The following is a 23,590-nucleotide window of genomic DNA, read 5'->3' on the forward strand; positions in this document are numbered from 1 at the left end:
TCCGCGTTTCTGCAACGCCAAAAGATTCTGCTTGGCTGCAAATGCCAGTCTGAATCAAAATCTCAACTGCTTGAATCAAATTACCGGCGAACAGTCGTAAGATACTGTTTACGCTGCCATTTGGCGATTTGCTTGCCGTGTCCTTTGGCCGTTTTTCAACGCCGCCCTGCTAGAAAGCGACCGGCAGGGGAAAGAAGACCAATGAGATCGCTTTTGGGCGGCATCGCGCTAACGGCCATCTTCGCCGCGTCGGCCGTGGCCGAAACGCGCTACGACCGCAAACTCGAAGAGGCGGTGATGGGCATCGTCGCCGGCAAGATCGGCCAAATCCGTGGCGGCTTCTCCTACAAGGAGGCGCCGCAATTCGTCGTCGTGCCAGATACCTTGCCGAAGGCGTCCATTTCCGTTGACCGGCCGCGCCCGCAGGTGTCCGGCGACAGCAGCGACGGTCTGACGCCGGCCGTTGAACGGCGGGTTTCGCGGACCATATTCTAGAAACTAGAACCACATATCCCGCACACAGCGACCATCCCTCGGCAAATCCTCGAATGTGTCGAGACCGTCGAAATGATCGATCGGGAGGTCGGCGACAGCCTCCGGCGGCGCAAGCCTCATATTGACGGCGATGCGGTGGCGACCGGCGGTATCGGCACGCAATCCGCGCCAGGCCAGGACGCAAGCGCACGTTGGACAGAAGAGAATCTCAAGCGAAGGGTGAGCCCTTCCAACGCGCGTATAGGCACTCACGGGCCCCGCAAGGCGGATGCGTTCGTCGACATAGTCATACGCCCAGAGCGTGCCGTAGCGACGGCAAAGCGTACAGTTGCAGGCAGTGATCGAACCGGGATCGCCCTCCAGGGTCCAGTGGGCTGCGCCGCAGTGGCAGGTTCCCGTCAGCATGTTCCTCCTCCACGTTTCGACGGCTAAACGGCATCTCTTCTTAGCATTGCGTCGGGTGTCGTGCGAGGTTCGACAAACAGCGGAGCGGCTGATGAGTTCACCCGCTTTTCCAACTATGCCTTGTCTCATCGCCAATATCCTTGCCATCATCGTTGGCATTCGCCATGAAGGCCGATGACTTCCCTTCCGCCAGCCAGCATTCGCCAGCGGCTCGACGAATTACTCGTCCAGCGCGGCCTGTTTGCCAGCCGCTCGCGTGCTCGCGATGCGGTGGCGCGCGGCACCGTGACGGTCGACGGCATCGTCGCCCACAAGCCGGGCCAGGCCGTTCTGCCTGAGTGCAACATCGTCGTTGACGATCCGGCGCAAGGTTACGTCTCGCGCGCCGCACTGAAGCTGAAGGCTGGTCTCGACCATTTCGGCCTCGACCCCACCGGTAGCGAAGCGCTCGATGTCGGCGCCTCGACCGGCGGCTTCACGCAGGTACTTCTCGAACGCGGCGCGGCGCATGTCACGGCGATCGATGTCGGGCACGGCCAGATCCACTCCGACATTGCCGGCGATCCGCGCGTGACGGTGATTGAAGGCCTGAATGCGCGCGAACTGTCGGCCGCCGATCTCGGCGGCCGTGTGCCGGATTTCATCGTCTCGGATGTCAGCTTCATATCGCTGAAACTGGCGCTGCCGCCGGCGCTTGCCTTGGCCAGGAACGGCGCAAAAGCCGTGTTTCTGGTCAAGCCGCAATTCGAGGCCGGCCGCGAGGCGATCGGCAAGGGCGGCCTGCTGAAGGACCCCTATGATGCGGCGCGCATTGCCGGCCTGATGCAGGACTGGCTCGATGCCATTCCCGGCTGGCGCTCGTTGGGACTTCATCTGTCGCCGATAGAGGGCGGCGACGGCAACCGCGAGTTCCTGCTCGGCGGCATCAAGGCCGTCGCGACCAAGCCTGCCAAGATCGGGCGGGCCGGGATTGAGAAGCGATGAGCACGCGTTTCACGATCGCAAAATTGGGCTCGCAGGGCGACGGCATCGCCGAGACCGAGACCGGCGAGGTTTTCATTCCGTTTACGCTGCCGGGAGAGGTCGTCACCGCCGGGCGGGAGAAAGATCGCGCTACCTTGATGTCGGTGCTTGAGGCCTCGCCGCTGCGAGTCGATCCGCCGTGCCGCCATTTCGGCGAATGCGGCGGCTGCGCCGTCCAGCATCTCGAGACTGAAGCCTATCACCAATGGAAGCGCGAAAGGGTCGTGCATGCGCTGAAGAGCAAGGGCATCGCCTGCGATGTCGGCCCGCTGGTGCCGTGCGCGCCGCACACGCGCCGCCGCGTCGTCTTCACTGCCCGGCGGAGCGAGGCGGGAATGCAGTTCGGCTTCGTTCGCGCGCTGTCGTCCGAAATCATCTCCATCGAGGAATGCCCGATCTCGCTGCCGCAGATCGCCGCTGCGCTCGACCGTTTGAGGATGCTTGCCGGACTGATCTGCACCACGACCAAATCGTTCCACATGGCGGTGACGGTGACCGGTTCCGGCCTCGATGTCGCGGTTCACGATTCCGGTAAGCTCGGCGAGAACCAGCGCCGCGTCGCCTCGAACTTTGTCATTGCCGAGAGGCTAGCCAGGCTGTCGGTCGACGGCGAGATCATTATCGAACCAAAGAAACCGGTCGTCCTGTTTGGTGGCGTCGCTGTCGCAGTGCCGCCGGGTGCTTTCCTGCAGGCGACCGAGGCCGCCGAAGAAGCGATGGCCGACATTGTCGGCCAGCATCTCGCGCGCGCCAAAAAGGTCGCCGATCTCTTCGCCGGCTGCGGAAGCTTCGCACTGCGTCTGGCCTCAAGATCGGAGGTTCATGCGGTGGAAGGCGATGCGGCAGCACTCTCGGCGCTTGACCGGGCCTTCCGTTTCGCCAGCGGCCTGAAGCGGGTGACCGGCGAACGTCGCGACCTGTTCCGGCGGCCGCTCACATTCAAGGAGTTGAATGCCTTTGACGGCGTAGTCTTCGACCCGCCCCGCGCCGGCGCCGAGGACCAGTCGAAGCAGATCGCGCGCTCCGACGTGCCGCTCGTCGCCGCGGTGTCCTGCAATCCGGTGACGCTGGCGCGGGATCTTCGCATCCTCCTCGATGGCGGTTACGCCTTGAAGAGCGTAATCCCGATCGACCAGTTCCTGTGGTCGCCGCATGTCGAGGCCGTCGCGCTGTTGGAGAAGCCGAGACGAAGGCGCTAGCAGCTAGGGCTTGAAATGCGCACCAAAAAAGCACATTTTGAGTGTACGTCGTTCAAACTGGGCTAGGAAATTGCCATGAGCACCGCAGCCTTTGAAAATTCGGCATCGCGCTTCGGCGAGGAGCGGGCGCCGTTTCTCTCGCCGAGGCGGGTAGCCGCACTGCTAGGGGTCAATATGACTGAACTGGCCGGCCTGACCGGTCTCGCGCGCAACACGCTTGCCGCCAAGTCCGGTGCGCGCAAGGTCGACGCCGCATTGAGTCCCATCGTCCGCATCCTGGCGATGGCCGGCGAGATGGCCGGTGATGAACAGCGTGCCGCGATCTGGTTCAAACATCAGCCGATCCCCGGCTGGGCGGGAAAGACCGCCTACGATCTCGTTCGCGAAGGCAAGACTGACAAGGTGCTTGCCTATCTGGAGGCAGTCCGCTCCGGCATCTATGCCTGAACCCAGGCTGACTCTATGGCGCGCTTTTGTGCCGCGCTGGGCCCATCTGCCGCTTTCCGGTGAGGGCGCGGCCCGCTTCGGCGGCCGCTGGAATCCGATTGGCACGCCGGCGATCTACGCCGCCCGGGAACTGTCCACGGCTTGGGCCGAGTACAATCAGGGTTTTGTCCAGCACCCGGCGCTGATTGCACAATTGAAACTGTCAGGCGCCCGGCTGGCCGACCTGACAGAGGCTGATACGCTGTCGAAGCTCGGTGTAACGGCCGACATTCACCGGTGCGAATGGCGTGACATCGTGGATGGAGGCTTTGTGCCCGAGACGCACCAACTGAGAGACCGCTTGCTTGGCGACGGGCTGCACGGCGTGATCTACCCGTCCTTCATGTCGCCTGGCGGCACATGCGTCGCGCTGTGGCGCTGGAACGAAAACGATGCTCCGGATCTTGAAATCATCGATCCCGACCATCGCCTGCCGAAAACAGCGGCATCATGGCTTTAGGGCAGTTCGAGCTGCGGCGGGCACACCCGCCTCCATCTCTTCCAACGTCTTCGGCCTGCCTATGTGGGGCAGGGATCCAAATACGTCCTCTGGCCGTGTTAAAGGCAAGACTGGAACAGGCAGTGCGACTTGATCGTCGGTCGAACTGGTGACTTCTAGCTTTTCTCCGGCAGCGATCACAGTTTCCTCTCCCGACATAACAAAGATGCTGATCGCGCGCTGAATTCAAGGCTGCATAGCCAGACGGTGCTAGCCTGCGCCTGAAAGGACGCGCTCGACGAAGGCGGGCACCACTTGTGTCGCCGGCCCTTCCATCTGCTCGTCGAAACGGGAGGCCCAGCCGGCGCATTTCAGATTGAGTTCGGCTGTTACGGCTCCGGCCGCGCGTGCCTCCTCCACGAAACCTGCTGCCGGGTAGACACTCCCGCTGGTGCCGATGGCCACGAATAGGTCGCAGCGCGTCAGCGCCTCGCCGACCTCCTCCATGCGGTAAGGCATTTTCGCCGAACCAGACCACGTCAGGCCTCAATTGACCTTTTGCGCCACACGCTGGACAGGCCGAATGGGCAGCGATGTCGTCGGCCCAGGTGCTGCTTTGCCCGCAGCTCAGGCAAAGGGCATGGCCCAGTTCTCCATGCATATGGATCAGTTTGCGCGAACCGGCGCGCTCATGCAGGTCGTCGATATTCTGCGTGACGACGAGGACGTCGCCTGGGAATTTCTGCTCGAGCTTGGCCAGCGCGGCGTGCGCCGCATTCGGCTCGACGCTGCCCATCTGCCGCCGGCGCATATTGTAGAAATCCTGCACCTTTACGGGGTCGCGCGCAAAACCTTGCGGCGTGGCCACGTCCTGCAGGTCGTATTTCGCCCAGACCCCGTCGGGATCCCGGAACGTGGCGACGCCCGATTCCGCCGAAATGCCGGCGCCTGTCAGGATGACGATTTTGGCTTTGGACATGGTCGAAGACACCGGCATCCGGAAACATCATTTGGAAGGCGATGTTACCGGAAGGCGGCAGCCGCATCAAACCCTGGTGCCGCCGACCGTCATCTGGTTCATCCTGAGATGCGGCTGGCCGACGCCGACCGGCACGCCCTGTCCGGCCTTGCCGCACATGCCGATGCCGGTGTCGAGCTTCATGTCGTTGCCGACCATCGAAACCCGATGCATGGCATCCGGCCCATTGCCGATCAGCATGGCGCCCTTGATCGGTTGCGTCACCTTGCCGTTCTCGATCATGTAGGCCTCGGTGCAGCCGAACACGAACTTGCCCGAAGTGATGTCGACCTGGCCGCCACCGAACGACACGGCATAGATGCCGTTCTTGACCGAGGCTATGATTTCCTCCGGCTCCATGTCGCCTGCCGTCATGTAGGTGTTGGTCATGCGCGGCATCGGCTCATGCGCGTAACCTTGGCGCCGCCCGTTGCCGGTGGCCTTCATGCCCATCAGCCGTGCATTCTGGCGGTCCTGCATGTAGCCGACCAGCTTGCCATCATCGATCAGCACGTTATGGGCCGAAGGCGTGCCTTCGTCGTCGACGGTCAGCGAACCTCGCCGCTCGGGCATGGTGCCGTCGTCAACGACGGTGACGCCTTTCGCCGCCACCTGCTGGCCAAGCAGGCCGGCAAAGGCCGACGTCTTTTTGCGGTTGAAATCGCCTTCCAGCCCGTGGCCGACGGCCTCGTGCAACATGACGCCCGGCCAGCCGCTCGACAGCACGATGTTGAAAGTGCCGGCAGGTGCTGGAACCGCTTCGAGATTGACGAGCGCCTGCCGCAGTGCCTCCTTGGCCGCGTGCCGCCAGCTGTCCTCGACCAGGAATTCGCCAAAATCCTTGCGGCCTCCCATGCCGTAGGAGCCGCTCTCCTGGCGGTCGCCGTCGCCGACCACCACCGATACGTTGATCCTGACCAGCGGGCGGATGTCGCGGACCATCTGGCCATCGGCGCGCACGATCTCGACATGCTGCCAGGAGGCGGCGAGCGACGCCGTCACCTGCCTGACGCGCGGATCTTCGGCCCGCAGCCATGCATCGATTTCCTGAAGCAACTTGGCCTTGGTCTCGAAGGAAGGCGAGGGGATCGGGTTTCCGTCGCCGTAGAGATGGCGGTTGGTACGGGCGGGCGCTGCGGCAAGCGTGCCGGAATAGCCGCTCTTCACCGTCGAAACGGCATCGGCGGCGCGCCGCAGCGAGGCTTCGGAGAGATCACTGGAATGGGCGTAGCCGCTGGCCTCGCCAGCGACGGCGCGCAGGCCGAAACCCTGGTCGGTGTTGAAATTCGCGGTCTTCAGCTTGCCATTGTCGAACATCAGCGCTTCGCTTTCGCTGTATTCGAGAAACAGTTCGCCGTCGTCGGCGCCGTTGATGGTCTCGGCGACGATCTGCTTGATGCGATCGTCGGAAATGTCGAATTGGCCGATCAGGCTGTTCATGGCAGGTCCATTCGCAGGAGGATTGTTTCCCACGATGTAGGCGCGAAGGCCTGCACAGACAATCTGAAATGAGATTTGCCGTGACCGCGGCCGGTCAACAATCACTGGATCGTGCTACAAGACCGCGTTCAAGGGAGGGCGGCGAAGCCGTCGGCAAAACCCTTGAGGTCGACGGGAATGCCGATGCCTTCTTCGGGCGTCTGGAAGACGATAAAGGTCGCCGACGTACCGGTCTTCAGCGTATCGAGCAGCGGCTTTTCCAGGATGACCTCGGCATAGCAGCCGTCCTGGAAACAGCGCACGAAATAGGCGCGGCCGATATCCTTGCCGTCGACATTGAGGCCGAGGCCGTTGGGCAACAGCACGCCGAGCGGCGCCAGCACACGAAGGATTTCGGCCTTGTTGTCGGCTGTACGCAGCACGACAACGGAAAGACCCATTTCCGGGCGGTCCTCGGCGACGACGTTCTGCATCATCACGCATTGTTCGGACGTAGCACCGGCCGGCGTATCGCAGATGATCGACCACGCCCCATGCGTCGACTTCACCGTGCCGCTTGGCTGCGCGGCATTGGCCAGGCCGCCGCCTGACAAGGCTATTGCGGCGGCAACAAGGATGACCTCCGCCAAGGTTCTCGAAAGCCAAGCGTTCATGACGGCTCCATTGCGAATCACGGCACTTTAAGCCGCACTAAACCCAAGTAAAGGACGAGACCCCCGCGGTCTGCCCCGACATAGGCGACAATGCGCTTTTCCGTGCCAATTTCGCCCTAATTGCGACGGTTTCGCGCGCCGCGCGGCTCATTCTGCCGGGATGCCGCTCCGGTGATTCGCGACGAGCGGTCACCGCACGAAGCTACAGCCGCGCTTGCGCGCAAAAATGCCGCACGGGTTCCGCCGCTCCTTTCTTGCGGAGGCAAATAGAGTATGGTTTGAACCAGCCTTGAATTGTCCGGGATTCCCGTCCCGGCATTATTCGGCATTCTTGCGGTCCGATCGCGAGGAACTGGGAGATGACGAGGGCGATGAGAAAATTCCTGGCAACCGCCAAAATCGTAGCTAGTGCCGCTGCCACGTTGTTTGCCGCTGCATCCGCTCATGCAGCCCAGCCTCAACCCTGGGAAACCAGTTTTCAGCCTCCGGCGACCGATATTATGAGGCAGATCGAGTGGTTCGGAAACTATTCGTTCGCGTTCATCATTGTGATCACCGCCTTGGTGCTTTTTCTGATCGCCTACTGCATTTTGAAATTCCGGGCGAGCGTCAACCCGACCCCGTCGCGCACCAGCCACAACACGCTGATCGAGGTCATCTGGACTGTCGGTCCCGTCGTCATCCTGCTCTGTCTCGCCATTCCTTCGTTCCAGCTGCTGACCGCGCAATACACGCCGCCGGAAGAAGCCAAGCTGACCGTCAAGGCGACGGGCAATCAGTGGAACTGGGATTACGAATACCAGGTCGACAACACGCTTTCCTTCAATTCCGCGATCCTTCAGGATGCCGACAGGGCTGCTGCCGGCAAGGAAGATCGCGCCGCCTATCCGCGCCTGCTCGCCGTCGACAATGAGATGGTGGTGCCTGTCAACACCATGACCCGCGTGCTGGTGACGGCGACCGACGTCATTCACGCCTTTGCCATGCCGTCCTTCGGCATCAAGACCGACGCGGTGCCGGGCCGCATCAACGAGGTGTGGTTCAAGGCCGACAAGGAAGGCCTCTATTACGGCCAGTGCTCGGAACTCTGCGGCAAGGACCACGCCTTCATGCCGATCGCCATTCGCGTCGTCTCCGATGCGCAATACAAGACCTGGCTGGCGGCAGCCAAGACCGATCTTCCCGGCGCCAACAAGGCGCTGATGGCCGAGGTCGATGGCACGAACAAGGTAGCGGCCGCCGGCAACTGATGCCGCGACCAGAAAAGATTCAGGGAACGGAGCCGACCATGGCAGACGCTGCAGCTCACGACGACCACGACCACAAGCCGTATCATGGCTGGGTCCGGTGGGTGTATTCGACCAACCACAAGGACATCGGTACGCTTTATCTGATCTTCGCGATCATGGCGGGCTGCATCGGTGGCGCCTTATCGGTCGTCATGCGCATGGAATTGCAGGAGCCGGGCATCCAGATATTCACTGGCCTGGCACAGATGGTCTACGGCATGAACGGTGACGCCGCCATCGACGGCGGCAAGAGCATGTACAATGCCTTCACCACCGCGCATGCGCTGATCATGATCTTCTTCATGGTGATGCCGGCGCTGATCGGCGGCTTTGCCAACTGGATGGTGCCGATCATGATCGGCGCGCCGGACATGGCGTTCCCGCGCATGAACAACGTCTCGTTCTGGCTGCTGCCGCCGGCTTTCATCCTGCTGATTATCTCGGCCTTCGTCCCGAGTGCGCCGGGCGCCTATGGCGTCGGTGGCGGCTGGACGCTTTATCCGCCGCTCTCGACATCGGGCCAGCCTGGACCGGCCATGGACCTGGCGATCCTTTCAATCCACATCGCCGGCGCCTCCTCGATTCTTGGCGCCATCAACTTCATCACCACCATCTTCAACATGCGCGCGCCCGGCATGACCATGCACAAGATGCCGCTGTTCGCGTGGTCGGTGTTGATCACCGCCTTCCTGCTGCTGCTGTCGTTGCCGGTGCTGGCCGGCGGCATCACCATGCTTTTGACCGACCGCAATTTCGGCACCACCTTCTTCGCCCCGGACGGCGGCGGCGACCCGATCCTGTTCCAGCACCTGTTCTGGTTCTTCGGCCATCCAGAAGTCTATATCCTGATCCTGCCGGGCTTCGGCATCATCAGCCATATCATCTCGACCTTTTCGAGGAAGCCGGTGTTCGGCTATCTCGGCATGGCCTATGCGATGGTTGCCATCGGCGCGGTGGGCTTCATCGTCTGGGCCCACCACATGTACACGACGGGCCTGTCGCTCGACACCCAGCGCTATTTCGTCTTCGCCACCATGGTCATCGCGGTGCCGACGGGCGTGAAGATATTCTCGTGGATCGCCACTATGTGGGGCGGGTCGATTTCGCTTAAGACCCCGATGCTGTGGGCGATCGGCTTCATCTTCCTGTTCACAGTTGGTGGCGTCACCGGCGTGCAATTGGCCAATGCCGGCCTCGACCGCCCGCTGCACGACACCTATTTCGTGGTTGCGCACTTCCACTACGTGCTGTCACTGGGCGCGGTCTTCGCCATCTTCGCCGGCTGGTACTACTGGTTCCCGAAGATGACCGGCTACATGTATTCGCCGGTGATCGCCAACACCCACTTCTGGGTCACTTTCGTCGGCGTCAACCTGGTCTTTTTCCCGCAGCATTTCCTCGGTCTCTCCGGAATGCCGCGTCGCTATATCGACTATCCCGATGCCTTCGCCGGCTGGAATATGGTGTCGTCCTACGGCTCGTACATCTCGGCTGTCGGCGTCGTCATCTTCCTGTTCGGCGTCTTCGAGGCGTTCCAGAAGAAGCGGGTCGCCGGCGCCAATCCTTGGGGTGAGGGTGCGACCACGCTGGAATGGCAGCTGCCTTCGCCGCCGCCGTTCCACCAATGGGAACAGCTGCCGAAGATCAAGTAGGCGGTTGCCTCCTTTAATACGGAACCGCCGGCCGTCCGGCGGTTTTGGCCAACGGAATGATGGACTCTAAGTACGCATGGCCCTTGCCGAAGACAGACTGATTGACGAGCCGGGCTTCCGCATGTCGGAAGCGACGGCGGGCGATTTCTTCGCCCTGCTGAAGCCGCGCGTCATGTCGCTGGTGGTGTTCACAGCGTTTGTCGGCATGGTCGCCGCCCCGGTGACCATCAATCCGCTGCTGGCGGTGATCGCGATCCTGGCTATTGCCATTGGTGCCGGCGCGTCCGGTGCGCTCAACATGTGGTATGACGCAGACATCGATGCGGTGATGACGCGCACCGCCGGCCGTCCCGTGCCGGCCGGCCGCATACGGCCTGGCGAGGCATTGAGCTTCGGGCTGGTGCTGTCGGTTCTGTCGGTGATGACGCTCGGCGTGCTGGTCAACTGGTTGGCCGCATCGCTTCTGGCCTTCACCATCTTTTTCTATGCCGTCATCTACACGATGTGGCTGAAGCGCTGGACGCCACAGAACATTGTCATCGGCGGTGCTGCCGGTGCCATTCCGCCGGTCATCGGCTGGGCGGCGGTAACCGGATCGGTCAGCCTCGAAAGCTTGGTGCTGTTCCTGATCATCTTCCTGTGGACGCCGCCGCATTTCTGGGCGCTCGCGCTCTTCAAGTCGGAGGACTATGCCAAGGCAGGCATTCCGATGATGCCGAATGTCGCCGGCCAGGCTTCGACCAGACGCCAGATCTTTGCCTATGCGCTGGTCCTCGCACCGGTTGGCGTGCTGCCATGGGTTCTCGGCTTCACCACGCCAGCCTATGGCGTCGTTGCATTGCTGCTCGGCGCCGGCTTCGTCTGGTATGCGTGGAAGGTGCTGCAAATGGCCGATGACGACCGGGCGATGAAGCCGGCCAAGGCCCTGTTCGGCTATTCGCTGCTCTATCTCTTCGCCATCTTCGCCGCCTACCTTGGCGATTGCGTCGTCGCGCGCGCGCTGACCATCGGTGGAGCATGAGCATGGCCGAAAAGAAGCTTGAACTGGTCACGCTGACCGACCGTCAGCAGAAGGCCCGCCGCAATCGCTCGGCCGCAATCGGCTTCGCGCTGGCGGCGCTGGTCGTCATATTCTACGTCGCGACCATCGTGAAATTTGGTCACAGCGTCACCGGTTCGATGTGAGCTGAACATGACCAGGCAAACAGTCACCGATCCTACGAAGAAGAATACGAACCGCGTCGTCGCCGGCGTCTGCATCGCGTTCTTCGGCGGCATGATCGGCATGGCCTATGCCGCAGTGCCGCTCTACGCGATGTTCTGCCAGGCGACAGGCTACGGCGGCACCGTTAAACGGGCGACCCAGCAATATGCCGATCGGGTGCTCGACCGTGACATCACCATCCGCTTCGATGCCAACACCGTCGGCATTCCCTGGCAATTCCAGCCGGTCGCCCGCTCGATCACCATCAAGATCGGCGAAACAGCCGAGGCGCATTTCAGCGCGACCAACAAATTCAGCCGGCCCATCACCGGACGCGCCACCTTCAATGTACAGCCTGAACTGGCCGGACCTTACTTCAACAAGGTCGAGTGTTTCTGCTTCACCGACACGACGCTGAAGCCGGGCGAGACGTTGGACATGCCGGTCGTGTTCTATGTCGATCCCGACATCGTCAACGCGCCGGAACTGAAGGATTTGAGGACGATTACCCTGTCCTATACGATGTTCCCGGTCGACAAGACCAAGCCGGTCGCATCATCGGTACCGGCCGACGGCCGCCGCAACAAGAGTTCAGATACCGAAGCAAGCCTCGGGGGTTGATATGGCAGACGCACACGCAAAACCACAACATGACTACCACCTCGTCGACCCGAGCCCATGGCCTTTCCTGGGCTCCGTCGGGGCGCTGGTGACCGCGATCGGCGGCGTCTGTTACATGCAATATCTCAAGGGCGGCGATTTCCCCATCTTCGGTTTCAACATCGCCAATCCATGGTTGTTCTTCATCGGCCTGCTGATCGTCATCTACACGATGTTCGCCTGGTGGTCTGATACGATCAAGGAAGCGCATGAGGGACACCACACTCGTGTCGTGTCGCTGCATCTGCGCTACGGCATGATCATGTTCATCGCCTCCGAGGTGATGTTCTTCGTCGCCTGGTTCTGGGCCTTCTTCGACGCCAGCCTGTTCCCCGGCGAGGTCCATCAGTATGCCCGTACCGCCTTCACCGGCGGCGTCTGGCCGCCCAAGGGCCTCGAAGTTCTCGACCCTTTCCATCTGCCGCTTTACAACACCGTCATCTTGCTCCTGTCGGGCACCACGGTGACCTGGGCGCACCACTCGCTCATCCACGGCGACCGCAAAGGGCTGATCAATGGCTTGGTGCTGACCGTCGGCCTCGGCATGCTGTTCACCATGGTGCAGGCCTACGAGTACATGCATGCGCCGTTCGGCTTCAGGGATTCGATCTACGGCGCCACCTTCTTCATGGCGACCGGCTTCCATGGTTTCCACGTCATCATCGGCACTATCTTCCTGCTGGTCTGCCTGATCCGCGCCATGAAGGGCGACTTCACGCCCAAGCAGCATTTCGGCTTCGAGGCCGCCGCCTGGTACTGGCATTTCGTCGACGTGGTGTGGCTATTCCTGTTTGCCTCGATCTATGTCTGGGCATCGAACGGCGCAATGATCGAACCGCACTGACATTGGCCCGAGGAAATGGGCCCGAGGAAAATGGGGCCGAGGAAATAGACAAGGCGGCTGCGGCGACGTGGCCGCCTTATCTTTTGCGGCAAATGCTCCTAGGATGACCCCATGAGCGACGACAAGGCGATCTGGCCACCAATCGATCCGATCTCGGCCGGCCTGCATGGCCGCTGCCCCCGCTGTGGCGAGGGCAAGCTGTTCTCCGGGTTCCTCACCGTCGGCGATCGCTGTACCAATTGCGGCCTCGATTATTCCTTCGCCGATGCCGGCGACGGGCCGGCGGTGTTCGTTATTCTGATCATCGGCTTCATCGTCGTCGGCCTGGCGCTGTGGATGGAGGTGACGCTCAATCCGCCGCTCTGGCTGCATCTGTTGCTGTGGATTCCGCTGACGCTGGTGCTTTGCCTGGCGGCGCTCAGGCTGATCAAGGGCGTGCTGCTGACGCTGCAATACCGCAACAAGGCGGCCGAGGGCCGGCTGGACCGCGGCGAATGAGCGAGGCATCAGGTTTGGTGGCCGGCCGGTCGAGGCCGAAACGCGCATTGGCGCTCGGCCTGGGTATCGTCGTGTTTTTGATCCTGCTGGCGCTCGGCACCTGGCAGGTTCAGCGCCTGCACTGGAAAGAGGGCCTTCTCCAGACGATCGACCAGCGCACGCATTCGGCGCCTGTGCCATTGGCCGAGGTCGAAAAGCGGTTTGCTGCCACCGGCGACGTGGACTACACGCCGGTGATAGTGACCGGCACTTTCCTGCATCAAGGCGAACGGCATTTCCTCGCCACCTGGGAAGGCCAGTCCGGCTTCGATGTGTTCACGCCGCTGCAGCTCGACGATGGCCGTTTCGTGCTGATCAACCGCGGCTTCGTGCCCTACGATTTCAAGGGCCCCGCCAAGCGGCCGCAGGGGCAGGTGACGGGCAAAGTGACGGTGACGGGGCTCGCCCGCAACCCGCTGCCGGCCAAGCCCTCGATGATGCTTCCAGACAATGACCCACAGAAGAACATCTTCTACTGGAAAGATCGTGACGCGATGGCCTCGAGCGCCGGCCTGCCGGCAGGTGCGGTGCTGGTGCCGATCTTCATCGATGCGAACGCGGCGGCCAACCCCGGCGGGTTGCCGGTCGGCGGCGTCACCGTCATCGACCTGCCGAACAGCCATCTGCAATATGCGATAACCTGGTACGGCCTTGCCGTCGCCCTTGCCGGTGTCCTGATCTCCTGGCTCCGCCGCCCGGCGAAAGACCAATGATCGCCGCCACTACCCTTGACAGGGCAGGGCCGCACACCTCATTTCGCGCCTTGAGCTCAGAAGTCATAGTCCGATCAACCGGCCTACAATCAGCGTAAGATGCAATCATGCTTCAGACAAAGCCACCGCTGACCATCCGGCTCTGCCAGCCGCGCGGTTTCTGTGCGGGCGTCGACCGTGCCATCCAGATCGTCGTGCTGGCACTCAAGAAATATGGCGCGCCGGTTTATGTCCGCCACGAGATCGTGCACAACCGCTACGTCGTCGAAGGGCTGCAAAGTCTCGGCGCGGTGTTCATCGAGGAGCTCTCCGAGATCCCGCCCGAGCATCGCCAGAGCCCCGTTGTCTTTTCGGCGCATGGCGTGCCGAAATCGGTACCGGCCGACGCCCAGTCCCGCAACCTCTTCTATCTCGATGCGACTTGCCCGCTGGTCTCGAAGGTCCACAAGCAGGCAATGCGCCATCAGCGGCTTGGGCGCCACGTGCTTTTGATCGGTCATGCCGGGCATCCGGAGGTGATCGGCACAATGGGCCAGTTGCCGGACGGCGCGGTCACTCTGATCGAGACCGAAGCCGACGCCGCAAGCTTCGGGCCCGCAGACCCGCAAGCGCTCGGTTTCGTCACCCAGACGACGCTGTCGGTCGAGGACACTGCCGGCATCATCCGCGCCCTGCAGCAACGTTTTCCCGAGCTGCACGCGCCGGCGGCGGAATCGATCTGCTATGCCACCACCAATCGCCAGGAGGCGGTCAAGGAAACAGCAGCCGGCGCCGATCTTTTCCTGGTCGTCGGTGCGCCCAACTCCTCCAACTCGCGACGCCTGGTCGAAGTGGCCGAGCGCGCCGGCGCCTCGATGTCACTTCTCGTGCAGCGCGCCTCCGAAATTCCATGGAATGACATTGCCGCCATCTCGACGCTCGGCCTGTCGGCGGGCGCCTCGGCGCCGGAGATCATCGTCGACGAGATTGTCGATGCCTTCCGGCAGCGCTTCGACGTGACCATCGAGCTGGCCGTGACGGCGACGGAGACAGAGGATTTTCCGGTGATGCGGGTGTTGCGCGATGTCGAACTGACGGCAGCCGACATGGCCTTCGTCAATGGGGCTGCGTAGCAACGATGGCGGTCTACACCGATGTCAATGAGGGCGAGCTCGGCGAGTTCCTCAGGAACTATCCGGTCGGCGATCTCTTGTCCTACAAGGGCATCGCCGAAGGCACCGAAAATTCGAATTTTCTGCTGCACACCAGCAGCGGCTCCTACATCCTGACGCTTTACGAGAAGCGCGTCGACAAGGCTGACCTGCCGTTCTTTCTCGGCCTCATGGCCCACCTCGCCAGAAAGGGCATTTCGTGCCCGCTCCCGGTCACCGCGCAGGATGGCGGTGTGATCGGAACGCTTGCCGGCCGGCCGGCGGTCATCATCACCTTCCTTGAGGGTCTATCGCTGCGGCGGCCGACAGCTGGGCATTGCGGCGAGGTCGGCAAGGCTCTGGCGGCACTGCATCTCGCCGGCGCGGATTTCCCGATGACCCGCCCCAACGCCCTTGCCATCGATGGCTGGCGCAAGCTGTGGAACGCCGCCCACGCCCGCGCCGATGAGGTCGAGCCGGGATTGGCGGCCGAGGTCGATGCCGATTTCGCCGATTTCGAGCGGAACTGGCCGAACGGTCTGCCGCAGGGCATCATCCATGCCGATCTTTTCCCGGACAATGTATTCTTCCTCGGCGAGAAACTGTCCGGGCTGATCGACTTCTATTTCGCCTGCAACGACCTCTACGCTTATGATGTTGCCACGTGCCTCAACGCCTGGTGCTTCGAGAAGGATTTTTCCTTCAATCTGACCAAGGGCACGGCGTTGCTTGCCGGCTACCAAAGCGTGCGGCCGCTGAGCAGCGACGAGAAAGCGGCGCTGCCGATGCTGGCGCGCGGTTCGGCGCTGCGCTTCATGCTGACCCGGCTCTACGACTGGCTGACGGTCCCGGACGGCGGGCTTGTGATGAAACGCGACCCGACCGAATATATCCGCCGGATGCGCTTCCATCGGGCGATCAACTCTCCTTCCGAATATGGACTAACATGACCAAGCGCGTTGAAATCTTCACCGATGGTGCCTGTTCGGGCAATCCCGGGCCTGGCGGCTGGGGCGCGGTCTTGCGCTTCAACGGTGTCACGAAAGAACTGTCGGGCGGCGAGGCTGCCACCACCAACAACCGTATGGAACTGTTGGCGGCCATCTCGGCGCTTAATGCCCTCAAGGAGCCCTGCGCCGTCGATCTTTATACCGACAGCAACTATGTCAAGGACGGTATTTTCAGCTGGATCGACGGCTGGAAGCGCAACGGCTGGAAGACGGCCGCCAGGCAGCCGGTGAAGAATGCCGAGCTGTGGCAGCAGCTCGATGCAGCGCGTAACCGCCATCAGGTCACCTGGCATTGGGTCAAGGGCCATGCCGGCCATCCCGAGAACGAGCGCGCCGACGAATTGGCGCGGCTCGGCATGGCGCCATTCAAGAAAGGGCTCGTCAAGACTGTGGCACCAGTACCAGGTTCGCAGTCAAAGCAGCCGACGACCACAAAGGCGCGGCGCTCGACCCAAAGCTATTGAATTCCGGCTGCGGGTCCGCTCTCTGGCAGGAAGAGCTCTATCATGCCGATCGCATACTACATCACGCATCCCCAGGTTCAGGTCGATGCCAACGTTCCAGTGGCGGAATGGGGACTATCCGACGTCGGGCGAGCGAGAACATCGGCAATGCTCGATCAGCCGTGGGTTGGGTCGATTCGGCGGATCGTGTCATCGGGTGAACGCAAGGCGATAGAAACCGCCGAGATACTCGGAAGGCATCTCCGCCTTGCGATCGAGGTGAGGGAAGGGATGCATGAGAATGACCGATCGGCAACCGGTTTCCTGCCGCCTTCCGAGTTCGAAGCGGTCGCCGACCAATTCTTCGCCAATCCAAACAGCAGCATTCGTGGATGGGAGCGAGCTATCGATGCCCAGCGTCGTATTCTAAGCGAGGTAGACACTGTGCTAGGCACCGACGCCGCTGTCGAGGTCGCATTCATAGGTCACGGAGGTGTCGGAACGCTCCTGCTGCTCTCTTTGAGCGGTCGGGAAATCAGCCGCGAGGCGGATCAGCCAGCGGGCGGCGGGAACTACTTCGCATACGATACCGGTGCGCGTCGCGTTATCCATGGATGGCAGCCGATCGACAGGCCGGCGCAGCGCCGCGACGGCTGACTTGGCTATCGGATGAGCAGGGCGGTGCCGAACAGTCCGAGCGCGAACACCGTGTGCGACACCAGATTGAGGGCGCGGACCTGCATTGGATTGGGGCGCTTCGAAGCGGCCCAGCCGGCACCCATGCCGGGCGCCAGCAGAAACCAACCGGCGCCGACGGTGACGATGCCGAGGATAAAGGCCGGCAGGAAGGTCGGCGCGGTGAGCCAGCCCGTTCCGGCCAGCACGACCAGTATGATGCCGTAGACGATGCCGACAGCATAATGAAAGGCCCAGCCAAGTGCAGATTCATGCGCATAGGGCGAGGCCTCGCCAATGTCGTCATGGAAGACCTTGCCTTCCCTGAGATGCCAGACCCAGCGGCCGACCAGCCCCCAGTTCGGCCGCGGCTGAGCAAACGCCTTGTTCAGGAAAATCGCCCAGATATCCATAAGCGCGGTTGCGCCGATACCGATCGCGACAGCGCGCCAAAAGATGTCAGACATAACCGAGGTCCCAAAAAGCAAGCAGTCCCGAAGCGCCGACGCATGGCCCTGAAAACCGGGTCGGCTTTCGGAAGGATCATGCGCCGATGAAAAGGCGGCATCCTTTGAACGCGTAGCGCTCGAAGGCGCCCTTTGTCATCCCTGGCCTAGGCTGTCGCCAAGACGGAAAGCTGTCCGAGAATGTGAGCCGCACCGGACTCGTCGACGCCGGGCTTTGTCTCGACACTGAGTGCGGTGACCTTGCCGTCATCGACGATCATCGAAAAACGCCTCGAGCGCAGCCCCATGCCGCCGCTGGAGAGGTCGGCGTCGAGGCCGACCGATTTGGCGAAATCGCCATTGCCATCGGCAAGATAAAGTATTTTGCCTTCACCGCCGCTGAAGCGAGCCCAGGCTCCCATGACGTGAACATCGTTGACCGAGACGACGGCGATAGTGTCGACGCCGCGCGCCAGGATGGCGTCGTAATTATCCAGGTAGCCCGGCAGGTGATTATTGCTGCAGGTCGGCGTGAAAGCGCCTGGAACGCCAAACAGCACGACCGTCTTTCCTGAGAATATCTCGCCCGTCGTGATCGGCTTTGCACCGTCGGCGGTCATTGTTTTGAAGGTCGCATCCGGCAGTTTGTCGCCAACGGAGATCGTCATGATGGTCCTCGCTTGAGAATGGAAAGGGAGTGTCCTTGCGATAGCGAACTAAGGCGCGCCCGGCAACCGTCCAGACGTTGGCATCACGGAAAAGGCAGCAGGCCTTCGACCGCGCCAGCGGCACTTGTCAGTGTGTAGTGAAGGCCGCCATCGGTTGGCGTTGTCGACGGCCTGTCGAGGATCGGCACCGTAAAGATCAGCTTGCCATCCTTTTCGCTGCGGGTCGGGGCACCGAACATGTAGTCGCGTTCGCCGGCAACGAAGAAGTCGGCGGCCTCGGGAGTGCCCGGAAAGCTCGCTTCGACAATCAGGGTTTCGTGATCGCCCGGCAGTACGTTTATTCCGAAATCGGGCGTTGCCGTGGCGGGCAGAGTTGCAAGGCCTGCCTTGACCAGTGCCGCATCCTCGGCGTTGTCGGGATCGGCGCCGGGATCGATGGTCAGCCTTGTCTGCACCGGGATGCAGATGGTTTCGCAAATGCCGAGGAAGATGTCCGCATCGATGACGGCCGGCTGGCCGGGTGCAGCAAGCGTGAACGTCACCGGCAATGAAACCGGGTGGTCGTAGCCGGCCCATTTGCCATAGCCGTCATCGTGGCGCTGCGGCGGCGGAAACGAAAGCGTCGCGTCGGCAATGTTGGTGCTGGCCGAGATGTCGATCTGTGGCGGCACGCCCGCATCGCCCGGATCGCGCCAATAGGTCTTCCAGCCTGGCTTCAGCGCAATGTCGAGGACACCTTGGAGACGCCCGGCCTCGTCGGCTTTGCCGCTCGTCACCAGCCGCACCCGGCCGCCTTCGCTATTGTACCAGGCCGACGAGGAGGCTGAGGCGGGGAGGCAGGTCGCCGACCCAATGGCCACGCCAAGCAGCAGGATTTTCAAGCTTTGCATGGCAATGATTTGATCGTCTGTTGATGGCCGCACAATGATTTCATGACGCCGCCGGCATCATATTTGCGTGACCTTTGACTTATGAGCCTGATCAAATCGGGCGCCGCCCATCTTTTCGGCGCCCTGGAAACGCGTTACGCTGTGGTCATGGATTTGTTGCGTCATAAAAAAACGGCCGCAGGACCCGGCTTTCTCGACGACCAGTTCCTGATTGCCATGCCCGGCATGAAGGACGACCGCTTCACGCGCTCCGTCATCTACATTTGCGCGCACAGCGACGAAGGCGCGATGGGGTTGATCATCAACCAGACGCAGCAGATGCTGTTTCCGGACCTGCTCGTGCAACTCGGGATCATGAACGAATTGGAGGCAATTCGCCTGCCGCCGCCGGCGCGCGACTTCGTCGTGCGCAATGGCGGACCGGTGGATCGCAGCCGCGGCTTCGTCCTGCATTCGGGCGACTACCGGGTGGAATCCTCGCTCGCCGTGTCCGACGACGTCTGCCTGACTGCGACCGTCGACATATTGCGCGCCATCTCCTCCGGCCGCGGACCCCGGCGGGCTCTGATGGCGCTCGGCTATGCCGGCTGGGGTGCGGGTCAGCTTGAAAACGAGATCGTCGAGAATGGCTGGCTGACTTGCCCGGCTAGTGCCGAGCTTCTGTTCGACGCCGACATCGACCGCAAATACGACCGGATCCTTGCCTCGATCGGCATCGATCTCGCGCATCTCAGCCTGGCTGCCGGTCACGCCTGAACCTCATTACGTCCCGAAATTTGTCACGCCTGAGTGAGCGGATACTGTTCCTTCAGCGTCTTCAGCACCTGGTCGCCCGGCATCGGCGCTCCGAACATGAAACTCTGCACGTATTCGCAGCCCATCTGCCGCAACTCCAGCGCATCGCTCTCGTCCGAAATGCCTTCGGCGACAACCGACAGGCCGAGTTCATGCGCCATGTTGACCATGGATTTGAGCAGCACCGCGCGTTTCGGCGTCGCGTCGTCGACGAAGCTCTTGTCGATCTTGATGGTGTCGAACGGAAAGCGCGTCAGATAGGCCAGCGATGAATAGCCGGTGCCGAAATCGTCCAGCGACAGGCCGATGCCAAGCTGCTTCAGCTTGGTCAGCACATGGGCGGTCTGCTCGGGATTGTCCATCACCAGCGATTCGGTGAGTTCGAGCCGGAAGCAGCGCGGTTTCAGATTGGCCCGCGCGATCACCGAGCGGACGTCGCTGACCAGGTCGCGGCGGATGAGCTGACGGCTGGACAGATTGACCGAGACCGAGAGCGGCGCATCGCCGATCTGCTTTTGCCATCCTGCTAGGTCTTCGGCAGCCTGTTGCATGGCAAACAGGCCAAGCTGCACGATCAGGCCGCAGTTTTCGGCGACCGGGATGAAATCTGCCGGCGGGATCATGCCGCGACGCGGATGGTCCCAGCGCAGCAGCGCTTCGAAGCCGGCAACGCTGCCGTCCTCCAGCCGCACGATTGGCTGGTAGGCAAGCGTGAATTCGCGTCGTTCGATAGCGCGGCGCAGATCGGACTCGAACTGCAGCCGGTCGGTGCCGACGGTGCGGAAGGCTGGCCGGAACGGCTCGATCCTGTCGCCGCCGAAGCGCTTGGCTTGATGCATGGCAAGCTCGGCGTCCTTGACCATGTCCTCAGCCGAGGTCTGCGTGGAGGTCCAGGTGATCAGCCCGATCGAGGCGGTCAGCACGATCTCGCGCTTGGCGAAGGTGATCGGGTTGTTGATGGCGTGCTTGATGGCATCGGCAATGGCCGCGATGCGAGCCGGATCCTGCTCCGACAAAAGCATCAGCGCGAACTGGTCGCCGGCAAATCGCGACAGCGAATCCTTCGGCTTGAGCAGCCGGTGCAGCCGCCGCGCGATGGTCAAAAGGATGGTATCGCCGGCCGAGATGCCGAGCCCGTCATTGACCTGCTTGAAGCGGTCGATGTCGATGACGAAGACGGTCGGGCGCACCTTCTCTTCGGTACGGGCGATCGAGATGATCGCCTCCAGCCGGTTCATGAACAGCTCGCGGTTGGGCAAGCCGGTCAGATTGTCGTGCACGGCGTCGTGCAGCAGCCGTTCCTCGGATTTCTTCTGCTCCGTCACGTCGACCATGGTGCCGACGCAGCGGATGACCTCGCCGTCCGAGCCGATCACCGGCCGGGCACGCAGCGAAAACCAGTGATAGTGCCCGTCGGCGCCGCGCAGGCGGAAGTTTTGCGACACCCGGCCGCGCCGGTGCTCGAGCACCACGTCGAGCGTCGTGCGAAACGTGTCGCGGTCGTCGGCATGCAGCACCGGCAGCCAGTTGCGGGCAGGGCCGCCGAGGCTGTTCGGCGCAAGGCCGAGCTGAATGCTGACGTCGGGACGAGTGACGACGCGGTCGCGCAGCACGTCCCAGTCCCACACAGTATCGCCCGATCCGGCAACCGCCAACGCCTGCCGCTCGAGGTCGGAGAACAGGCCCTGATGCAGGGCGCCGCCGGCAAAAGCGTGCTGCATCACGGTGAAGCCGATCAGCAGGATGATGAGGATCAGCCCACCGCCGAGCGCCGGCTGGGCGATATCGTTGTCCAGCATGCCGGTGATTGCCATCCACGATCCGCATAGCCACAGCAGAACCATCACCCAACTGGGCACCAGCATGATGGCGCGGTCGTAACCGCGTATACCGAGGAAGATGATCAGGCCGAGCCCGGTCAGCGCGGTGGCTGCGAAGGACAGCCTGGCAATGCCGGCGGCAACCGCCGGATCGACGATGGCAACGCCGGCGATCAGCACCAGCCCGAGGATCCAGACCAGTGCGCCGTAGCTGAAATGGCCGTGCCACCGGTTGAGGTTGAGATAGGCAAACAGGAACACCACGAAGGTCGCCGCAAGCGCCACCTCCGTTCCGGCGCGCCACATCTGCTCATTGCCCGGGGATATTTCTATGATCTTGTTGAGAAAGCCGAAATCGACGCAGATATAGGCAAGCACCGCCCAGGCTAGGGCCGCCGTCGCCGGGAACATCGAGGTCCCCTTGACGACGAAAAGAATGGTCAGGAACAGCGCCAGCAGGCCGGCGATGCCGATGACGATGCCACGAAACAGCGTGTAGGAATTGACGGAGTCCTTGTAGGATTCGGGGTCCCACAGATAGACCTGCGGCAGCTTGGGCGAGGCGAGCTCGGCGATGAAGGTAATCACCGTTCCGGGGTTCAGCGTCACCCGGAACACGTCGGCGTCTGGGCTGGTCTGGCGGTCGAGCGCAAAGCCTTCGCTGGGCGTGATCGCGGCGATACGGGTCGAGCCGAGATCCGGCCAGAACAGGCCGGAATTCACCAGCCGGAAATGCGGTGCGACAATCAGCCTGTCGAGCTGCTGGTCGGTGGTATTGGCGAGCGCGAACACCGCCCAGTCGCCGGTCGAGCGCGCGTCATTGGCCTCGACCTCGATTCGCCGCACGATGCCGTCCGGGCCGGGTGCCGTTGAGACCTGGAAATTCTCGCCCTGGTTGCGGTAGATTTCAACGGCACCCGAAAGGTCGAGCGCCACGTCGTCGCGGGCAATCTTGATCGGTTCGACCGCAAACGCCGAGGATGCCGCGCAGAGCGTGACGATTGCCGCCAGCATAAGGGCAAGCAGCGACCCGTTGCGCAGAAAATTCGTCAAAATCAGCCCTTTGTTCCAACGCCCGGCGGATCGTCCGCGATTCGGGCGTATAGGTAATGGTCCTGCCAGATGCCGTTGATCCTGAGATAGGATCGTAGCAGTCCTTCGCGCCGGAATCCGGCTTTTTCAAGCACGCGGATCGACCGGGCGTTATCGGGGATACAGGCAGCTTCGATCCGGTGCAACCGCAGCGTTTCGAAGGCGAAACGCGTCACCACCTTGACGGCATCGGTCATCAGGCCGCGTCCGCTGAAGCGCTCGCCGATCCAGTAGCCGATATGGCCGCTTTGGGCGACCCCGTGGCGGATATTGCCGAGGGTGATACCGCCGGCAAGCTTGCCGCTGCTTTTCTCGAAGATGAAGAAGGCGATCGCCGTCCCCTGCGCATAGTCCTCGCGGTAGCGGCCGATACGATGCCGCCATGCGGTGCGGTCGAGCTCGTCAGGGGTCCATCGCGGCTCCCACGGCTCAAGGAAGGCACGGCTTTCGCCGCGCAGCACCGACCACTCGCGATAGTCGTTGGTCAGCGGCACACGCAGCGTGACAAGGTCGCCCTTCAGTGCCGGCAGGTCGCGGCGAAAGAAAGGGAGCGCGAACACGACG

Annotated in this window: 27 protein-coding genes and 1 pseudogene; 18 read left to right on the plus strand and 10 right to left on the minus strand. The window is 62.3% G+C overall.

The window, feature by feature from the left end; all coding sequences use genetic code 11:
- Window positions 1-201: 201 nt before the first annotated feature.
- Window positions 202-495 (plus strand): hypothetical protein, encoded by a 294-nt coding sequence (locus tag NKH71_RS11790; RefSeq protein ID WP_023716911.1) that lies wholly within the window; start codon window positions 202-204, stop codon window positions 493-495.
- A gap of 3 nt (window positions 496-498) precedes the next feature.
- Here NKH71_RS11790 and NKH71_RS11795 read toward each other — a convergent pair whose 3' ends face one another.
- The gene (locus NKH71_RS11795; RefSeq protein ID WP_352494381.1) at window positions 499-900 is read right to left on the minus strand and encodes a GFA family protein; all 402 of its coding nucleotides are present in this window, start codon (window positions 898-900) and stop codon (window positions 499-501) included.
- A gap of 174 nt (window positions 901-1,074) precedes the next feature.
- Here NKH71_RS11795 and NKH71_RS11800 point away from each other — a divergent pair, with 174 nt between their 5' ends.
- The 4 genes from NKH71_RS11800 (at window position 1,075) to NKH71_RS11815 (ending at window position 4,068) form a co-directional block, all read left to right on the plus strand.
- Window positions 1,075-1,884, plus strand: a complete 810-nt coding sequence (locus NKH71_RS11800) for a TlyA family RNA methyltransferase (RefSeq protein ID WP_352547559.1) — start codon at window positions 1,075-1,077, stop codon at window positions 1,882-1,884.
- Window positions 1,881-3,122: a class I SAM-dependent RNA methyltransferase gene (locus NKH71_RS11805; RefSeq protein ID WP_352895026.1), complete on the plus strand. Its 1,242-nt coding sequence runs from the start codon at window positions 1,881-1,883 to the stop codon at window positions 3,120-3,122. Before NKH71_RS11800 ends, NKH71_RS11805 begins: the two co-directional genes overlap by 4 nt.
- Window positions 3,123-3,197: 75 nt before the next feature.
- The gene (locus NKH71_RS11810; RefSeq protein WP_023716914.1) at window positions 3,198-3,569 is read left to right on the plus strand and encodes an antitoxin Xre/MbcA/ParS toxin-binding domain-containing protein; all 372 of its coding nucleotides are present in this window, start codon (window positions 3,198-3,200) and stop codon (window positions 3,567-3,569) included.
- Window positions 3,535-4,068 carry an RES family NAD+ phosphorylase gene (locus NKH71_RS11815; protein WP_502895932.1) on the plus strand — a complete coding sequence of 178 codons (534 nt, stop codon included), beginning with the start codon at window positions 3,535-3,537 and terminating at the stop codon, window positions 4,066-4,068. Before NKH71_RS11810 ends, NKH71_RS11815 begins: the two co-directional genes overlap by 35 nt.
- Window positions 4,069-4,317: 249 nt before the next feature.
- On the opposite strand, the gene NKH71_RS33440 is transcribed toward NKH71_RS11815, so the two are convergent.
- The 4 genes and pseudogenes from NKH71_RS33440 to NKH71_RS11830 form a co-directional block, all read right to left on the minus strand.
- On the minus strand, window positions 4,318-4,566 hold the full coding sequence (locus NKH71_RS33440) for a hypothetical protein (protein WP_502900359.1): 249 nt from the start codon (window positions 4,564-4,566) through the stop codon (window positions 4,318-4,320).
- 55 nt (window positions 4,567-4,621) lie between these two features.
- Window positions 4,622-5,044 (minus strand): annotated as a pseudogene (locus NKH71_RS33445) (Sir2 family NAD-dependent protein deacetylase); the annotation flags it as partial.
- A 48-nt stretch (window positions 5,045-5,092) separates the two neighbouring features.
- Window positions 5,093-6,505: a metalloprotease TldD gene (tldD, locus tag NKH71_RS11825; RefSeq protein WP_352895028.1), complete on the minus strand. Its 1,413-nt coding sequence runs from the start codon at window positions 6,503-6,505 to the stop codon at window positions 5,093-5,095.
- 128 nt (window positions 6,506-6,633) lie between these two features.
- Entirely contained in the window at window positions 6,634-7,158 is a 525-nt protein-coding gene (locus tag NKH71_RS11830; protein WP_023716918.1) for an invasion associated locus B family protein, read from the minus strand.
- Window positions 7,159-7,529: 371 nt separating this feature from the next.
- Here NKH71_RS11830 and coxB point away from each other — a divergent pair, with 371 nt between their 5' ends.
- The 12 genes from coxB (at window position 7,530) to NKH71_RS11890 (ending at window position 17,297) form a co-directional block, all read left to right on the plus strand.
- Window positions 7,530-8,408, plus strand: coding sequence for a cytochrome c oxidase subunit II (coxB, locus tag NKH71_RS11835; RefSeq protein ID WP_023716919.1), 879 nt, complete (start codon window positions 7,530-7,532; stop codon window positions 8,406-8,408).
- A 38-nt stretch (window positions 8,409-8,446) separates the two neighbouring features.
- Window positions 8,447-10,099, plus strand: a complete 1,653-nt coding sequence (gene ctaD, locus NKH71_RS11840; RefSeq protein ID WP_023716920.1) for a cytochrome c oxidase subunit I — start codon at window positions 8,447-8,449, stop codon at window positions 10,097-10,099.
- A 76-nt stretch (window positions 10,100-10,175) separates the two neighbouring features.
- Window positions 10,176-11,120, plus strand: coding sequence for a heme o synthase (locus NKH71_RS11845; RefSeq protein WP_352483710.1), 945 nt, complete (start codon window positions 10,176-10,178; stop codon window positions 11,118-11,120).
- Complete coding sequence (locus NKH71_RS11850; protein WP_023716922.1) at window positions 11,117-11,284, plus strand: cytochrome c oxidase system small membrane protein; 168 nt, start codon at window positions 11,117-11,119, stop codon at window positions 11,282-11,284. The genes NKH71_RS11845 and NKH71_RS11850 overlap by 4 nt, the downstream gene beginning before the upstream one ends.
- A gap of 7 nt (window positions 11,285-11,291) precedes the next feature.
- Complete coding sequence (locus tag NKH71_RS11855; protein WP_023716923.1) at window positions 11,292-11,924, plus strand: cytochrome c oxidase assembly protein; 633 nt, start codon at window positions 11,292-11,294, stop codon at window positions 11,922-11,924.
- Between the two features lies 1 nt (window position 11,925).
- Complete coding sequence (locus NKH71_RS11860) at window positions 11,926-12,807, plus strand: cytochrome c oxidase subunit 3 (protein ID WP_023716924.1); 882 nt, start codon at window positions 11,926-11,928, stop codon at window positions 12,805-12,807.
- A gap of 111 nt (window positions 12,808-12,918) precedes the next feature.
- On the plus strand, window positions 12,919-13,305 hold the full coding sequence (locus NKH71_RS11865) for a DUF983 domain-containing protein (protein WP_023716925.1): 387 nt from the start codon (window positions 12,919-12,921) through the stop codon (window positions 13,303-13,305).
- The gene (locus tag NKH71_RS11870) at window positions 13,302-14,057 is read left to right on the plus strand and encodes an SURF1 family protein (protein ID WP_352895029.1); all 756 of its coding nucleotides are present in this window, start codon (window positions 13,302-13,304) and stop codon (window positions 14,055-14,057) included. Before NKH71_RS11865 ends, NKH71_RS11870 begins: the two co-directional genes overlap by 4 nt.
- Before the next feature lie 107 nt (window positions 14,058-14,164).
- Window positions 14,165-15,169 carry a 4-hydroxy-3-methylbut-2-enyl diphosphate reductase gene (gene ispH / locus NKH71_RS11875; RefSeq protein WP_352895030.1) on the plus strand — a complete coding sequence of 335 codons (1,005 nt, stop codon included), beginning with the start codon at window positions 14,165-14,167 and terminating at the stop codon, window positions 15,167-15,169.
- A gap of 5 nt (window positions 15,170-15,174) precedes the next feature.
- Window positions 15,175-16,137, plus strand: coding sequence for a homoserine kinase (locus tag NKH71_RS11880; RefSeq protein ID WP_352814260.1), 963 nt, complete (start codon window positions 15,175-15,177; stop codon window positions 16,135-16,137).
- Entirely contained in the window at window positions 16,134-16,661 is a 528-nt protein-coding gene (gene rnhA, locus NKH71_RS11885; protein WP_352483707.1) for a ribonuclease HI, read from the plus strand. The genes NKH71_RS11880 and rnhA overlap by 4 nt, the downstream gene beginning before the upstream one ends.
- A gap of 42 nt (window positions 16,662-16,703) precedes the next feature.
- Window positions 16,704-17,297, plus strand: coding sequence for a histidine phosphatase family protein (locus tag NKH71_RS11890; RefSeq protein ID WP_352895031.1), 594 nt, complete (start codon window positions 16,704-16,706; stop codon window positions 17,295-17,297).
- Window positions 17,298-17,302: 5 nt separating this feature from the next.
- Here the strand turns inward: NKH71_RS11890 and NKH71_RS11895 are convergent, their stop codons facing one another.
- The 3 genes from NKH71_RS11895 to NKH71_RS11905 form a co-directional block, all read right to left on the minus strand.
- A complete protein-coding gene (locus NKH71_RS11895) occupies window positions 17,303-17,782 on the minus strand; it encodes a DUF2938 domain-containing protein (protein WP_023716931.1) in 480 nt (159 codons plus the stop codon).
- A gap of 146 nt (window positions 17,783-17,928) precedes the next feature.
- Window positions 17,929-18,429 carry a peroxiredoxin gene (locus tag NKH71_RS11900; RefSeq protein WP_352895032.1) on the minus strand — a complete coding sequence of 167 codons (501 nt, stop codon included), beginning with the start codon at window positions 18,427-18,429 and terminating at the stop codon, window positions 17,929-17,931.
- 83 nt (window positions 18,430-18,512) lie between these two features.
- Window positions 18,513-19,319 (minus strand): protein-disulfide reductase DsbD domain-containing protein, encoded by an 807-nt coding sequence (locus NKH71_RS11905; RefSeq protein WP_023716933.1) that lies wholly within the window; start codon window positions 19,317-19,319, stop codon window positions 18,513-18,515.
- 147 nt (window positions 19,320-19,466) lie between these two features.
- Here NKH71_RS11905 and NKH71_RS11910 point away from each other — a divergent pair, with 147 nt between their 5' ends.
- Window positions 19,467-20,075 (plus strand): YqgE/AlgH family protein, encoded by a 609-nt coding sequence (locus NKH71_RS11910; RefSeq protein ID WP_023716934.1) that lies wholly within the window; start codon window positions 19,467-19,469, stop codon window positions 20,073-20,075.
- A gap of 23 nt (window positions 20,076-20,098) precedes the next feature.
- Here NKH71_RS11910 and NKH71_RS11915 read toward each other — a convergent pair whose 3' ends face one another.
- A complete protein-coding gene (locus NKH71_RS11915) occupies window positions 20,099-22,987 on the minus strand; it encodes an EAL domain-containing protein (RefSeq protein ID WP_023716935.1) in 2,889 nt (962 codons plus the stop codon).
- 2 nt (window positions 22,988-22,989) lie between these two features.
- A complete protein-coding gene (locus NKH71_RS11920; RefSeq protein ID WP_023716936.1) occupies window positions 22,990-23,586 on the minus strand; it encodes a GNAT family N-acetyltransferase in 597 nt (198 codons plus the stop codon).
- Between the last annotated feature and the right edge of the window lie 4 nt (window positions 23,587-23,590).

This window comes from Mesorhizobium sp. M0983 (assembly GCF_040318975.1).
Lineage (GTDB): Bacteria > Pseudomonadota > Alphaproteobacteria > Rhizobiales > Rhizobiaceae > Mesorhizobium.